Below are 14,398 nucleotides of genomic sequence, written 5' to 3' on the forward strand. Positions count from 1 at the left end.
CGAGCGGGGGGCGTGGCGCGAGGGGCGCGCCTCGACCCGGGGCCAGGATGGCCGCAAGAGGTCTACCGCGCGCGGGAACACGGTGGCACCCTGACCCCCATGGGGGCCACGAGGTCACACCGCATCCCGCGCCGCGCGGCGCACCCCGCCCTGGCCGCCGCCATCGCCGCCGCCGCGCTGGCGCTCACCACCGCCTGCGACCCCGTCGGCGGCCTCAACTCCGCCGCCGTCGCCGTCACCACCGACCAGGTCGCGACCGCGGCGCTCCAGCACCAGCACGTCGACATCAAGTGGCTGACGTGCACCGCCCACCTCGACAACGGCCCCCGCGCGACCCCTTCGGCCGGCAGCGCCACCAAGGACGTCGCCGACGTGACGTGCGACGGCGAGACCAAGGACGGCAGGCCGATCACGGTCAGGGGCACGGTCACGCAGGAGGTGGAGGGCCGCTGTGTGAAGGGCGACCTGACCGCCAAGGTCGCCGACAGGACCGTGTTCCGCGCCTCCGTCCTCGGCGACTGCACCGCGCCCGCCCCGACCACGACCCGCGTCACCCCCGCCCCCGGCGGCCACCCCACCGTGACGGTGACCGTGACGGTCACCCAGTCCTTCCAGGGCAAGTGAGGCGCCCCCACCCGAAGAGGCCCCCGCCCCCGCCCGTACGCGTTGAGTAGCATGCGGTTACCTGATCAACGCGACCAAGGAGGACCGGATCGTGGCCGGAGAGCCGCAGGCGGACTGCCTGTTCTGCAAAATCGTCTCGGGCGATGTCCCGGCGACCGTCGTGCGGGAGACCGACACCACGGTCGCCTTCCGTGACATCAACCCCCAGGCGCCGACCCACGTCCTGGTCATCCCCCGGGTCCACCACCCCGACGGCGCCTCCCTCGCCGCCGCGGAACCGGCCATCGCCGCGGACGTGCTGCGCGAGGCCGGAAACGTCGCCGCCCAGGAGGGCATCGACGCCTCCGGGTACCGGATCGTGTTCAACACGGGCAGCGGCGCGGGCCAGACCGTCTTCCACGCGCACGCGCACGTCCTGGGAGGCCGCGGCCTCCAGTGGCCGCCCGGATAAGCTCCGCCCGCACAGCAAGGCAACTCACCGTGTCCGTACGTGAATTGGTGGTCCTCGGCACCGCCAGCCAGGTTCCCACCCGGCACCGCAACCACAACGGCTACCTGCTGCGCTGGGACGGCGAGGGCATCCTCTTCGACCCCGGAGAGGGCACCCAGCGCCAGATGCTGCGGGCCGGGGTCGCGGCCCACGACATCAACCGGATCTGCGTCACGCACTTCCACGGCGATCACTCGCTGGGCCTGGCCGGAGTGATCCAGCGGATCAACCTCGACCGGGTCCCGCACCCGGTCACCGCGCACTACCCGCTCAGCGGCGAGCACTTCTTCGAGCGCCTGCGGTACGCCACCGCCTACCGCGAGTCGGTCCCGCTCGGCCAGGCGCCGGTCGCGGGCGACGGCGCGGTGCTGGCCACGACACCGGCGTACACCCTGGACGCCCGCCGGCTCTCGCACCCCGTCGAGTCGTACGGCTACCGACTCGTCGAGCCGGACGGGCGGCGGATACTGCCCGAACTGCTCGCCGAGCGCGGCATCAAGGGCCCCGACGTGGGGCGCCTCCAGCGGGAGGGCGAGCTGAACGGCGTCACCCTCGACGAGGTCAGCGAGATCCGGCGCGGCCAGCGGTTCGCGTTCGTGATGGACACCCGCCTGTGCGACGGCGTCCACGCGCTGGCGAAGGGCTGCGACATGCTGGTCATCGAGTCGACGTTCCTGGACGGAGACACCCAACTGGCCCTGGACCACGGCCACCTGACGGCAGGTCAGGCGGCTGCGGTGGCCCGCGACGCCGGGGTGCGCCACCTCGTACTCACCCACTTCTCGCAGCGGTACTCCGACCCCGACGAGTTCGAGCGGCAGGCCCGGGCCGCGGGATTCACCGGCGAACTGACGGTGGCCGCGGACCTGGTCCGGATCCCGGTCCCCAAACGCACGCCGGCCTGAGACACCCTGGCGCCCCCGGATACCTGGTGCTCCCCGGATACTTGGCGCCCCCGGACACCGGCCACCTCTACCGCTCCTGCCCGACCGGCCGCTCCCGCCCCACCTGACGTACCCAAAGCTCTGAAGCATCACGCACGACCGCTAGGAAGCCCCCCATGCCTCTCCCCAAGGCCGAACTCCACCTCCACATCGAAGGCACCCTCGAACCCGAGCTGGCCTTCGAACTCGCCGCACGCAACGGCGTGGAGCTGCCGTACGCCGACACCGAGGAACTGCGCAAGGCGTACCTCTTCGACGACCTCCAGTCCTTCCTCAACCTGTACTACTCGCTGATGCGGGTGCTGCGCACCGAGGACGACTTCGCCTCGCTGGCCGACGCCTATCTGACCCGGGCCGCAGCTCAGGGCGTACGCCACGCGGAGATCTTCTTCGACCCGCAGGCGCACATCGCGCGGGGTGTGCCGATCGGCACGGTGGTGGAGGGGCTGTGGCGCGCCCTGTCCACGAGCGAGGAACGCCACGGCATCTCGACCCGGCTCATCCTCTGCTTCCTGCGGGACGAGTCGGCGGAGTCGGCGCTGCTCACCCTGGAGGCGGCGCGGCCGTATCTGGACCGGATCACCGGCGTGGGCCTCGACTCCGCGGAGGTCGGCCACCCGCCGGCCAAGTTCCGCGAGGTGTACGAGGCGGCGGCGGCCCTCGGTCTGCGCCGGGTGGCCCACGCCGGCGAGGAGGGCCCGCCGGCGTACATCACGGAGGCACTCGACGTACTGGGTGTGGAGCGCGTCGACCACGGCCTGCGCGCCCTGGAGGACCCGGACCTCGTGGCCCGCCTGGCCCGGGACCGCATCCCGCTCACCCTGTGCCCGCTGTCGAACGTACGGCTGCGCGCGATCGACACGCTGGAGGAGCATCCGCTGGCGGCGATGATGGACGCGGGTCTGCTGTGCACGGTCAACTCCGACGACCCGGCGTACTTCGGGGGGTACGTGGACGACACGTTCCACGCCGTGCGCGAGGCGCTGGGGCTGGACCGGGGGCGGCTGCGGGAGCTGGCCCGGAACTCCTTCCTGGCGGCGTTCCTGGACGACGAGGAGGGGAGGCGGGCGGGGTATCTGGCGGAGGTGGAGGCGTACGACTTCTCTGCGGAGTAGCTCCGCAGGGGGTGCGGGGTGGGTGAGGCGTGCCCTCAGCGGCGTCACGGTCTGCGGGCCGTGGTCGCTTTTCGCGCAGTTCCCCGCGCCCCCCAAAACCCGTTTTCGTCTGCGGACCGTGCGTGGTTGCTCGCGCAGTTCCCCGCGCCCCTGAAAGCCCTTCGGTCTGCGGGCCGTGCTCGCTCCTCGCGCAGTTCCCCGCGCCCCCAAAACCCGTTTTCGCCTGCGGGCCGTGGTCGCTTCTCGCGCAGTTCCCCGCGCCCCTAACTACTCGGCGCCGGCCAGCGCAGGACACCTCAGCCCGTCCGGCGTTTGAGGACGAGCGCCGTTCAGGCGCGATACGGGGTCTGGGGCGGAGCCCCAGGATGGCCCGAACCATCCAACCCCGATGCACGGGCGGGTGGGTGGGCAATGGTGCTCGGGGTCTGGGGCGGAGCCCCAGGGGAGTGGGGGGCGCGCCCGCCATGCCTCCGGAGGGTTTCGGGGAGGGGCGGGGTGGGGGGAACTCAGGACGCCAAGACCTTGCGGCGCCTCCTCGCCCGGGAGCGGATCGCGATCTCCGCGACCTCCTGCTCCCGCACCCCGATCTGCGGAAGCAGCCCCGCCCCCGACGCCCCCACCCGCCCCGCGACAACCGCCGCCGGCGTACCGCCGCGACGCCGGATGGACCCCGGCACCAGCGGCCGCCCCGACGTGTGCAGCGCCACCGCACTCATCGGCGCCGCGATGAGCAGCAGCAGCGCGCACAGCACGATCCCCATGCCCCGGTACCCCGCGTACTGGGACAGGAGGCTGCCCGTGAGCGGCCCGCAGGCCACCCCCAGCGAGGACGCCGAGCCGGCGAGCACCGCCCAGCGTCCGCGCGGGTCGAGCGAGGCGGACAGGCCGATCAGATACGACAGGACCACCGGGTAGAAGACGTTCCACAGGACCTCGCCGGCCGCGAACGACACCAGCCCCCGCGCCGAGGCGCTGACCACGATGCAGCCCGCGATGATCGCCGTACCCGCGCCGATCGGCACCGCCCGCCCGAGCCGCGCGCCGAGCGCACCCGCGCCGAGCACGCCGAGCAGCCCCGCGCCGAGCCCGGCCGCGAAGACCATGCCCACGGTGACCTCGCTCAGCCCGGCCTGGGTGAGGCCGATCCGTCCGCTCACCCCCCACAGCGCGTTCTGCGCGAGGGACCAGCAGAGCATGGTCGCGGCCAGGACCGTACCGGAGCGCCGGTGCGGCAGCCGCCCGCCCGCTCCCTCGCCGGCCGTGACGGGTTCGAGCGGCGCAACGGAGTCGGCCATTCGGCCCGCGCCGAGCCCACCGGCACCGACACCGACCCCACTCCCGCCCGGAAGCCACCGCGTCGCGGGCCACACCAGGGCCGCGACGAGGGCGATCGAGGCGAGCGGGGTCGCGTGGCCGCCGCCGAGGTGAGGGATGGTCAGATAGAGGGCGCCCGCCGTCGCCGAGACGGAGAGCAGGCCCAGGGTCGAGGCGCGGTGGGGGTCGCGCTGCGCGGCGATACCGGCCGCGGCGACCGCCGTCGCGGTGCCGGAGCCGAGTCCGCCGACCACCGCGCCCGCCACGACGACCGGCATCAGTGTGGTGAGGGCGGCGCCGCCGTACCCCGTGATCGCGAGGAGCAGGCCCCAGCGGGCGAGCCGGCGCGGGCCCTGCTGTTCGACTCTGGAGGCGAGCGTGAAGCCGGCCATGGCGGAGCTCAACAGCAGCGTCGAGCCGACCAGTCCGGCCTCCGCGGGGGAGAGCCCGAGGCCGGCCGAGAGCCGGCCGACGACGGTGGGAAGGAGATAGGCGGCGAGGTAACCGGCGGTGAAGACGGCGACCAGGGGCCAGGCGGCACGAGGGCGTGCGGACATGCGCGTTCCAAGGAACAGGGCCCGGGGGCAGGGAGGTCAAAGAGGGGGGATGCGCCCGGTGTTGTACGGGAACGCGGGCCCAATTTGTATCAAGCGTCCCGAGTGCGCGAAAAGCTGGGACGGAGTGATCTGGGTCACGTTTCGTTTGCCCCGGGTCTCGTCGGGTAAAAGCGCGAATTTCGCACGGGGGCATGGGAGTTGAGGGCCCCTGGTCGAGACCGGTCACCCTTGACGATGCCTGTTCACATACCTAGTCTCCATTCTCATGAGTGGATGGTGATCCGTCATGGCGGCATGGCGGACGGACGGTGGATGGGCGGGGCGTCATGAATCGAGTGGCCGCGGTGCGGGGGCAGCGGATCGCCGAGGTGCGGCTCACGCCGGTCCTCGTCGGCGACCCGCCTCTCCTCAACGTCCAGGGCGTGCACCAGCCCTATACCCCCCGGCTGGTGGTCGAGGTCGTCACGGCCGAGGGGGTGGCCGGGGTCGGTGAGACGTACGGCGACACCAAATACCTCGAACTGGCCCGTCCCTACGCCGACGCGCTGATCGGCCACGACATCGCCGACCTCAATGGACTGTTCACATTGGTGAACGAGATCGGTGTCGATGAGGCCCGGGTCGACCACGCGGTGGACGTGGGCGGACTGCGGGGCGTCCAGACCGCCGACAAGCTGCGCCTGTCCGTCGTCTCCGCCTTCGAGGTGGCCTGCCTGGACGCGCTCGGCAAGATCCAGGGCGTGCCCGTCCACACCCTGCTCGGCGGCAAGGTCCGCGACGAGGTCGAGTACAGCGCCTACCTCTTCTACCGCTGGGCCGAACACCCGGGCGGGGCCGGCCACAAGGACGCCTGGGGCGCGGCCCTCGACCCCGCGGGGATCGTCGAACAGGCCCGCCGCTTCGTGGACGCGTACGGCTTTCGTTCCTTCAAGCTCAAGGGCGGCGTCTTCCCGCCCGAGCAGGAGGTGGCCGCGATCCGCGCCCTGGCCGCCGCGTTCCCCGGCCGTCCGCTGCGGCTCGACCCCAACGGCGGCTGGACCCCCGAGACCTCGCTGGGGGTGGCCGCCGAACTCGTGGACGTACTGGAGTACCTGGAGGACCCGGCGCCCGGCACGGCCGCGATGGCCGAGGTGGCCCGGGGTGCGCGGGTGCCGCTCGCCACCAACATGTGCGTGACGACGTTCCCCGAGATCAGGCAGGCGTTCCTGACCGACGCGGTCCAGGTCGTCCTGTCCGACCACCACTACTGGGGCGGGCTGCGCAACACCCGTGAACTCGCCGCGATCTGCCGGGCGTTCGGGGTCGGCCTGTCCATGCACTCCAATACGCACATGGGGATCAGCCTCGCCGCGATGACCCAGGTCGCGGCGACCGTCCCCAACCTCGACTACGCCTGCGACAGCCACTACCCGTGGAGTACCGAGGACGTGATCACCGTCCGGCCCGAGTTCCGCGACGGGCGCCTGGCGGTGTCCGACGCCCCTGGACTCGGCGTCCAGCTCGACCGCGTCGAACTGGCCCGGCTGCACCGCCGCTGGCTCGACGACGACGGCACCCTGCGCGACCGCGACGACGCCGCCGCGATGCGCCGCGCCCCGGAACACGCCGACTGGACGACTCCGGCGCTGCCGCGCTGGTAGCGGGCGGCCGGAGCGCGTTCCGGGAAGTCCGGCGGGCGTGCGTGCCGCCGGGCCGTCCCCGGGCGACTCCCGCGCCGGCAGCCCTGCTGCCGTCCGGACCTCTCCCGCGTACATCGGGCAGACTTGCCAGATCTGTACGCGAACGGAGAGTCCGCCGTGACGACACCACCCAGCGGAGGGCGGTCGCCCCAACAGCCGCCCCACCCCTCGCACCACCAGTCGCACCGTCCCCGCGGCCCGCACCACGAGCCCGGGCGGCCGGGCATGGGCGGTCCGGCCGAGCCGTCGGGGCCGTCGGGGCCGTCGGAGCGGAGCCCCCGGCGGCCCGCTCCCAGTGCCGAACCGCGCCCGGCCTCCCGGCTCGACCCGCTCGACGGGCTGCGCGACCCCCGCGACCCGCCCTGCGACGTCTTCCTCACCGGCACGGTCTTCCTCGACATCATCTTCACCGGGCTCGACTCGGCGCCGGTGCGCGGCACCGAGTCCTGGGCGCGGGGCATGGGTTCGAGCCCGGGCGGCATCGCCAACATGGCCACCGCGCTGGCCCGCCTCGGCCTGCACACCTCCCTGGCCGCGGCCTTCGGCGACGACCACTACGGCGAATACTGCTGGGACGCGCTCGAACAGGGCGAGGGCATCGACCTGACGCCGTCGCGCACCGTGCCCGGCTGGCACTCGCCGGTCACCGTCTCGATGGCGTACGAGGGCGAACGCACCATGGTCACCCATGGCCACGAGGCGCCCCACGAACTGTCCGCGCCCAACTGCCCGCCGCGCGCCCGGGCCGCCGTCGCCTCCCTGGTGCCGGGGCGGCGCGAGGGGTGGATCGCGGACGCCGCCCGTTCCGGCGCGCGGATCTTCGCGGACGTCGGCTGGGACGACACCGGACGCTGGGACCTGGCGGAGCTTCCCGAGCTCGAACACTGCGAGGCGTTCCTGCCCAACGCGGCCGAGGCGATGCGCTACACCGGGACCGACTGCCCCCGGGCGGCGGCCCGCGCGCTCGCCGAGAAGGTGCCGCTCGCGGTGGTGACGCTGGGGCCCGAGGGGGCGTACGCGGTGGACGGGGCGACGGGGGAGACGGCGGACGTGCCGGCCATCGAGGTCGAGGCCCTCGACCCGACCGGGGCGGGCGACGTCTTCGTGGCGGGCTTCGTCACCGGCACCCTCGCGGGCTGGCCCCTGCCCGACCGGCTCGCCTTCGCGGGGCTGACGGCGGCGCTCTCGGTCCAGGAGTTCGGGGGCTCGCTGTCGGCGCCGGGGTGGGCGGAGATCGCGGGGTGGTGGGAGCGGGTGCGGACCCTGGAGAACCAGGACCCCGCGGCGCTGCGCCGCTACGCCTTCCTCTCCGACCTCCTCCCCGGCGCGGCCCGCACCTGGCCCCTCCGCCGAGCCGTCCCCACCCTGGGCTTCCGCACACCGTCCTGACCTCCCTTTCCGGCCCGGGTCGCTGGACCCTGCCCGGCCCAATCCCGCGCGGCCTGGATGCCCGCCCTCCCGGTCCTGGCCGGTCCAACCCCGCGGGGGTTGGACGCCCTGCTCCCGGCCTCGGTCCCTCTCCGACCCTGGCCGGCGCGAATTCAGCCCCTCCGGCGTTTGAGGAGCGGGGGTCCGGGGGCGGAGCCCCTGGACGCGGTCCGCGGGGGCGTGACGGCGGAACCGATGCGGTGCCCGGCACCGGGGGCTGTGCCCACCCGTCCCGCCCTGCGGGACGATTGCCCACAGCGGGGGCGAGGGAGGCGGCGGGGAGGGCCGAGCGCAATCCCGGCGATTCAGCCCCTCCGGCGTTTGAGGAGCGGGGGTCCGGGGGCGGAGCCCCTGGGGGGCGGGGGAGGCCTCAGGGGTGGAGCCGGGCGATCCCGGTGGGGGCCCGGGGGAAACGGGTCGGGGGCGGGGCCCGGGGAAAAGGGCTCGGACCCCCGGGGCGTAAGTCGTACGCTTGGTATTCCAGAGGCTCTCGAGCGGCGAGAACCCTGCAACGGGAGGTATGTGCAGGCCACAGGGCCGGCCCATGACGCAGACACCCACACACCCGCAGGCGCACGCCCAGATCACCATCCCGGCCAAGCACCCCATGGTGACCATTCTGGGTTCGAGCGACTCCCTGCTGCGCGTGATCGAGAAGGCCTTCCCGTCGGCCGACATCCATGTACGGGGCAATGTGATCAGCGCCGTGGGGGACGCGACGGAAGTCGCCCTCATCCAGCGCCTGTTCGACGAGATGATGCTGGTGCTCCGCACCGGACAGCCGATGACGGAGGACGCAGTGGAACGCTCGATCGCCATGCTCCGGGCGAGCGGCAACGCGAACGGCGGCCAGGCGGCCGCCGACGGGAACGGCGAGACCCCGGCCGAGGTGCTCACCCAGAACATCCTCTCCAGCCGCGGCCGCACGATCCGCCCCAAGACCCTCAACCAGAAGCGGTACGTCGACGCGATCGACAAGCACACGATCGTCTTCGGCATCGGCCCCGCCGGTACCGGAAAGACCTATCTCGCCATGGCCAAGGCGGTCCAGGCCCTGCAGTCCAAGCAGGTCACCCGGATCATCCTGACCCGGCCGGCCGTGGAGGCCGGCGAGCGCCTCGGCTTCCTGCCCGGCACGCTCTACGAGAAGATCGACCCGTATCTGCGCCCGCTCTACGACGCGCTGCACGACATGCTCGACCCGGACTCGATCCCGAGGCTGATGGCCGCCGGCACCATCGAGGTCGCCCCGCTGGCGTACATGCGGGGCCGTACGCTCAACGACGCGTTCATCATCCTCGACGAGGCACAGAACACCAGCACCGAGCAGATGAAGATGTTCCTGACCCGCCTCGGCTTCGACTCGAAGATCGTCATCACCGGTGACGTCACCCAGGTCGACCTGCCCGGCGGCACCAAGAGCGGTCTGCGCCAGGTCCAGGACATCCTGGACGGCGTCGACGACGTGCACTTCTCCCGGCTCACCTCGCAGGATGTCGTACGGCACAAGCTCGTCGGCCGTATCGTCGACGCGTACGAGCAGTACGACAGCCGCCAGGACCAGAACGGTCACAGCGGCCGCAACGGGAAGTAGAGCAGAGCGCACCATGTCGATCGACGTCAACAACGAGTCCGGAACCGAGGTCGACGAGCAGGCGATCCTCGACATCGCCCGCTACGCCCTCACACGGATGCGGATCCACCCGCTCTCCGAGCTGTCGGTGATCGTCGTGGACGCCGAGGCCATGGAGCAGCTCCACATCCAGTGGATGGACCTGCCGGGGCCGACCGATGTCATGTCCTTCCCGATGGACGAGCTGCGGCCGCCGTCGAAGGACGACGAGGAGCCCCCGCAGGGGCTCCTCGGTGACATCGTGCTGTGCCCCGAGGTCGCCAAGCAGCAGGGCGAGGACGCCGAGACGCGGCACTCCATGGACGAGGAGCTCCAACTCCTCACCGTCCACGGGGTGTTGCACCTGCTCGGCTACGACCACGAGGAGCCGGACGAGAAGGCCGAGATGTTCGGCCTCCAGGCGGCCATCGTCGACGGCTGGCGTGCGGAGAAGGGCCTGACCGGTCCCTCCCCGGCGCCGACCGTCTCATGACCGGGCAACTGATCGCGGGAGCCGTCGCCCTGGTCGTCGTCGCCTGGCTCGCCGCCTGCGCCGAGGCCGGGCTCGCCCGCATCTCCTCCTTCCGCGCCGCCGAGGCGGTACGCACCGGCCGGCGCGGCAGCGCCAAGCTCGCCCAGATCGCCTCCGACCCCACGCGCTACCTCAACGTGGCCCTGCTCGTCAGGGTCGCCTGCGAGATGGCCGCCGGGGTCCTCGTCACCTATGTGTGCCTGGAGGAGTTCGGCGAGACCTGGGCGGCGCTGCTCGTCGCCATCGCCGTGATGGTCCTCGTGTCGTACGTCGCCGTCGGCGTCTCGCCGCGCACCATCGGCCGGCAGCACCCCATGAACACCGCGACGGCCGCCGCGTACGTCCTGCTGCCGCTGGCCAGGATCATGGGGCCGATCCCGCAGCTCCTCATCCTGCTCGGCAACGCGCTGACCCCCGGAAAAGGCTTCCGCAAGGGACCGTTCGCCTCCGAGGCCGAGCTGCGCGCGATGGTCGACCTCGCCGAGGCGGAGTCGCTGATCGAGGACGACGAGCGCCGCATGGTGCACTCGGTGTTCGAGCTGGGCGACACCCTGGTGCGCGAAGTGATGGTGCCGCGCACCGACCTGGTGTGCATCGAGCGCTACAAGACGATCCGCCAGGCGCTCACCCTCGCCCTGCGCTCGGGTTTCTCGCGCATCCCGGTGACCGGTGAGAACGAGGACGACATCGTCGGGATCGTCTATCTGAAGGACCTGGTGCGCAAGACGCACATCAACCGGGACTCCGAGGCCGACCTCGTCTCCTCCGCGATGCGGCCCGCCGCCTTCGTGCCCGACACCAAGAACGCCGGTGACCTGCTGCGCGAGATGCAGCAGCAGCGCAGCCACGTCGCGGTCGTCATCGACGAGTACGGCGGCACCGCCGGCATCGTCACCATCGAGGACATCCTGGAGGAGATCGTCGGCGAGATCACCGACGAGTACGACCGCGAACTGCCGCCGGTCACCGAGCTCGCGGACGGCTGCTTCCGGGTCACCGCCCGCCTCGACATCGGCGATCTGGGCGAGCTGTTCGGCTTCGACGCGTACGACGACGAGGACGTGGAGACCGTCGGCGGGCTGCTCGCCAAATCGCTCGGGCGGGTGCCGATCGCCGGCGCCACGGCCGTGGTCGAACTGCCCGACGCGCGCCGGCTGCGGCTCACCGCCGAGTCGCCGGCCGGCCGCCGCAACAAGATCGTCACGGTACTCGTGGAGCCGACCAAGGACGACGACGAGGAGAAGGAGGGAGCGCGGTGAACCCGAAGCAACTGCGGGCGTTCTGCCTGGAGTTCAACGCCGCCACCGAGGAGTTCCCGTTCAACGCGGAGACGTCCGTCTTCAAGGTGCTCGGCAAGATGTTCGCGCTCACCGCCCTCGACGCGAAGCCGCTCACCATCAACCTCAAGTGCGACCCGGACGACGCGATCCGGCTGCGCGAGGAACACCCCGCGATCGTGCCGGGCTGGCACATGAACAAGCGCCACTGGAACACCGTGAACGTGGCCGAACTCCCGGACCGGATGGTCCGGGAGCTCATCGAGGACTCGTACGACCTGGTGGTCGCCGGCCTGCCGAAGGCCGAGCGGCTCCGGCTCGACCGGGCCTGAACCGCCAGGGCGCCGGGCCTTCTCACGGCCCGCACCCCGGGGGCCCCGGCCGCCGGGGTCACTAGGCCTTCCCGCGGCCGCGGCCGAGCCCGAGGCCCACCGCCACCAGCGCGGCCGCCGCGACCACGATCACCGCGTCGATCAACAGGACCGTGCGCACCCCGTCGAACAGGGAGCCCCGCGTGGTGGCCAGGACACCGAGCAGCGGGATGCCGACGGTCAGGCCGACCTGCTGGGTGGTGGTGACGAGGCCGGTCGCGAGCCCCTGCTCCTCGTCGGGCACCCCGCTGGTCACGGTCACGCCGTACGAGATGATCGCGCCGAGGTGGCACATGCTGGCCAGCGAGACGGCGACGGTCGCGAGCAGGGCGCCCGAGTGGGTGCCGAGGCCGAGGAGCGCCGCGATGAAGGCGCCCTGGCCGAGCAGCGATCCGGCAAGGACACGGCGGGCGCCGAAGCGGCCGATCAGACGGGCGGCGTAGGAACCGGCGACGGCCGAGGCGACGCCCTGGACGCCGAAGACCAGGCCCGTCTCGAACGAGGAGAGACCCAGGGTCTCCTGGAGGTAGAGGGTCAGCACGAAGACGACCGTCGACATCATCGAGAAGGTGACCAGGCCGCCCAGATTGCCCCAGGCCACCGTGCGGCGCTTGAGCATCGGCAGCGAGACCAGCGGCGCCGACGCTTTCGACTCGACGACGACGAACGCGACGAGCAGGGCGATGCCCACGAGCAGGGTGCCCCGGACGTCCGCACCGCCGAAGCCGCGCTGGGCCGCCGTCGACAGGGCGTAGATCACCGCGAGCAGACCGCCGGTGACGGTGACGGCGCCGGGTACGTCCAGGCGCGGGCGCTCGGGGGTGCGGGACTCGGGGAGCAGGCCGGGGGCCAGGGCCAGGACGACCACCGCGAAGACCACGAGCAGGCCCATCGTGGAGCGCCAGCCCAGGGTGTCGGTCATGACGCCGCCGAGCACCATGCCGACGGTGAAGCCCAGCGAGAGCAGCGTGCCGGAGATGCCGAGCGCCTTGTCACGCAGCGGACCCTCGGGGAACGTCGTGGTCAGCAGCGACATGCCGGTCGGCACGATCACGGCCGCGCCGAGGCCTTGCAGCGCCCGCCCGGTCAGGAAGGACGCCGGGTCCCAGGCGAGGGTGGCGAGCAGCGAGGCCGTACCGAACAGGACGAGGCCGGTCAGGAACAGCTTCTTGCGGCCGAACAGGTCGGCGATGCGGCCGAACAGGAGCAGGAAGCCGCCCGAGGGCAGCGCGAACGCGGTGACCGCCCACTGGAGCGCGGACCGGCTCAGACCCAGGTCCGCGCCGAGGGCGGGCAGCGCCACGTTCAGTACGGAGAAGTCGAGCGCCACCATGAACTGGGCGGCGCAGAGCACGAAGAGGACGAGCTTGGCCCGGCCGCTGAGCCGGACGCCGGCCGGGGGCGGCGGTGCGGTGGGGGAGGGGGCCGCGGTGTCGGGCCCGGGGACTGTGGTCGGTGTGTCGATCGCCATGTCCACCACCCTCGCGGCTCGGGAATGCCCGTGGAGAGAGGGAACTTATGCTGGTGCCGGCACCACCAGGCAGCCGACAGGGGGAGTTGTTCGTGGCCACACCGATCGACAAGCGCCGCCGCAGTGAGCTCCGCGAGTTCCTGATGAGCAGGCGCGCCAGGATCACCCCGACGCAGGCGGGACTGCCCGACGGCGGAGGCCGGCGCCGCACCCCGGGACTGCGCCGCGAGGAGGTCGCGGTCCTCGCCGGGGTGGGGGTGTCCTGGTACCAGTGGCTGGAGCAGGGCCGCGACATCACGGTGTCCCCGCAGGTCCTTGACTCGGTGGGCCGGGTGCTGCGGCTGACCAGCGCCGAACGCCGGCACCTGTACGTCCTGGCCGGGCTCAACCCGCCGGCCCCCGAGGTCGATCCGGCCAACGCCGACATGTGCCAGGGTCTGCAACGGCTCATCGACGCCTGGATGCCGTTCCCCGCGCACATCATGGACGCGTACTGGAACACGGTCATGTACAACGACGCGGCGGCGCTGGTCCTCGGGATGCGCCCGGAGATCGTGCAGAACTGCCTGGTCGCGTTCTTCACCGACCCCATCTACCGCTCGCGCGCCAAGCGTTGGGAGGAGATCGCCTGCACGGTCGTCGCCCAGTTCCGCGCGGCCTGCTCGGAGCGGCCCGACGACGAGGGGTTCCAGGCGATCGTCGAGGAGACCCGGGCGCTGAGCCCGGAGTTCGTGGAGCTGTGGGAGCGGCGCGACGTCATGCCCGGCGGGCAGGTCCGCAAGGAGATGGAGCACCCGGTGGTCGGCGCCCTGCATGTCGAGTCGACGCAGCTGCAGGTGCCGGCCCGCCCGGACCTGGTGATCGTGCTGCACACCCCGCTGCCGAACACCGACACCGCCGAGAAGCTGGAGTGGCTGACCTCGCCGGAGGGGCGGCGCGGCTCGATGTACCCGATCGCGGGGTGACGGGCGGGGCGGGTGCGGG

The 14,398-nt window shown here is 72.3% G+C and carries 13 protein-coding genes; 11 read left to right on the forward strand and 2 right to left on the reverse strand.

Features of this window, described 5'->3' with window-relative positions:
- The first annotated feature begins 99 nt into the window (after positions 1-99).
- The 4 genes from N4G70_RS02545 to N4G70_RS02560 all read left to right on the forward strand — a co-directional run bounded on the left by N4G70_RS02545 (position 100) and on the right by N4G70_RS02560 (position 3,173).
- Positions 100-624 (forward strand): hypothetical protein, encoded by a 525-nt coding sequence (locus N4G70_RS02545; RefSeq protein ID WP_261710698.1) that lies wholly within the window; start codon positions 100-102, stop codon positions 622-624.
- Between the two features lie 91 nt (positions 625-715).
- Positions 716-1,075, forward strand: a complete 360-nt coding sequence (locus tag N4G70_RS02550) for a histidine triad nucleotide-binding protein (RefSeq protein WP_261710699.1) — start codon at positions 716-718, stop codon at positions 1,073-1,075.
- A gap of 29 nt (positions 1,076-1,104) precedes the next feature.
- Entirely contained in the window at positions 1,105-2,019 is a 915-nt protein-coding gene (locus tag N4G70_RS02555) for a ribonuclease Z (protein ID WP_261710700.1), read from the forward strand.
- A 155-nt stretch (positions 2,020-2,174) separates the two neighbouring features.
- Positions 2,175-3,173: an adenosine deaminase gene (locus N4G70_RS02560; protein ID WP_261710701.1), complete on the forward strand. Its 999-nt coding sequence runs from the start codon at positions 2,175-2,177 to the stop codon at positions 3,171-3,173.
- A gap of 506 nt (positions 3,174-3,679) precedes the next feature.
- Here the strand turns inward: N4G70_RS02560 and N4G70_RS02565 are convergent.
- A complete protein-coding gene (locus N4G70_RS02565; RefSeq protein WP_261710702.1) occupies positions 3,680-5,044 on the reverse strand; it encodes an MFS transporter in 1,365 nt (454 codons plus the stop codon).
- Between the two features lie 326 nt (positions 5,045-5,370).
- Between N4G70_RS02565 and N4G70_RS02570 the strand changes: the two genes are divergently transcribed.
- From N4G70_RS02570 to N4G70_RS02595, 6 genes are all read left to right on the forward strand, one after another.
- Positions 5,371-6,684, forward strand: coding sequence for a glucarate dehydratase family protein (locus tag N4G70_RS02570; protein ID WP_261710703.1), 1,314 nt, complete (start codon positions 5,371-5,373; stop codon positions 6,682-6,684).
- 264 nt (positions 6,685-6,948) lie between these two features.
- Positions 6,949-8,112, forward strand: coding sequence for a carbohydrate kinase family protein (locus tag N4G70_RS02575; protein WP_399034302.1), 1,164 nt, complete (start codon positions 6,949-6,951; stop codon positions 8,110-8,112).
- Positions 8,113-8,695: 583 nt separating this feature from the next.
- Positions 8,696-9,745 (forward strand): PhoH family protein, encoded by a 1,050-nt coding sequence (locus tag N4G70_RS02580; RefSeq protein ID WP_261710705.1) that lies wholly within the window; start codon positions 8,696-8,698, stop codon positions 9,743-9,745.
- A gap of 13 nt (positions 9,746-9,758) precedes the next feature.
- On the forward strand, positions 9,759-10,256 hold the full coding sequence (ybeY, locus tag N4G70_RS02585) for an rRNA maturation RNase YbeY (protein ID WP_261710706.1): 498 nt from the start codon (positions 9,759-9,761) through the stop codon (positions 10,254-10,256).
- Positions 10,253-11,554: a hemolysin family protein gene (locus tag N4G70_RS02590; protein ID WP_261710707.1), complete on the forward strand. Its 1,302-nt coding sequence runs from the start codon at positions 10,253-10,255 to the stop codon at positions 11,552-11,554. The genes ybeY and N4G70_RS02590 overlap by 4 nt, the downstream gene beginning before the upstream one ends.
- Positions 11,551-11,904: an MmcQ/YjbR family DNA-binding protein gene (locus tag N4G70_RS02595; protein WP_261710708.1), complete on the forward strand. Its 354-nt coding sequence runs from the start codon at positions 11,551-11,553 to the stop codon at positions 11,902-11,904. The genes N4G70_RS02590 and N4G70_RS02595 overlap by 4 nt, the downstream gene beginning before the upstream one ends.
- A 61-nt stretch (positions 11,905-11,965) precedes the next feature.
- On the opposite strand, the gene N4G70_RS02600 is transcribed toward N4G70_RS02595, so the two are convergent.
- Positions 11,966-13,414, reverse strand: coding sequence for an MFS transporter (locus N4G70_RS02600; RefSeq protein WP_261710709.1), 1,449 nt, complete (start codon positions 13,412-13,414; stop codon positions 11,966-11,968).
- A gap of 143 nt (positions 13,415-13,557) precedes the next feature.
- Here N4G70_RS02600 and N4G70_RS02605 point away from each other — a divergent pair, with 143 nt between their 5' ends.
- A complete protein-coding gene (locus N4G70_RS02605; RefSeq protein WP_261711345.1) occupies positions 13,558-14,379 on the forward strand; it encodes a helix-turn-helix transcriptional regulator in 822 nt (273 codons plus the stop codon).
- The last annotated feature ends 19 nt before the right edge of the window (positions 14,380-14,398 follow it).

The organism is Streptomyces sp. ASQP_92 (assembly GCF_025399895.1).
Classification (GTDB): Bacteria; Actinomycetota; Actinomycetes; order Streptomycetales; family Streptomycetaceae; genus Streptomyces.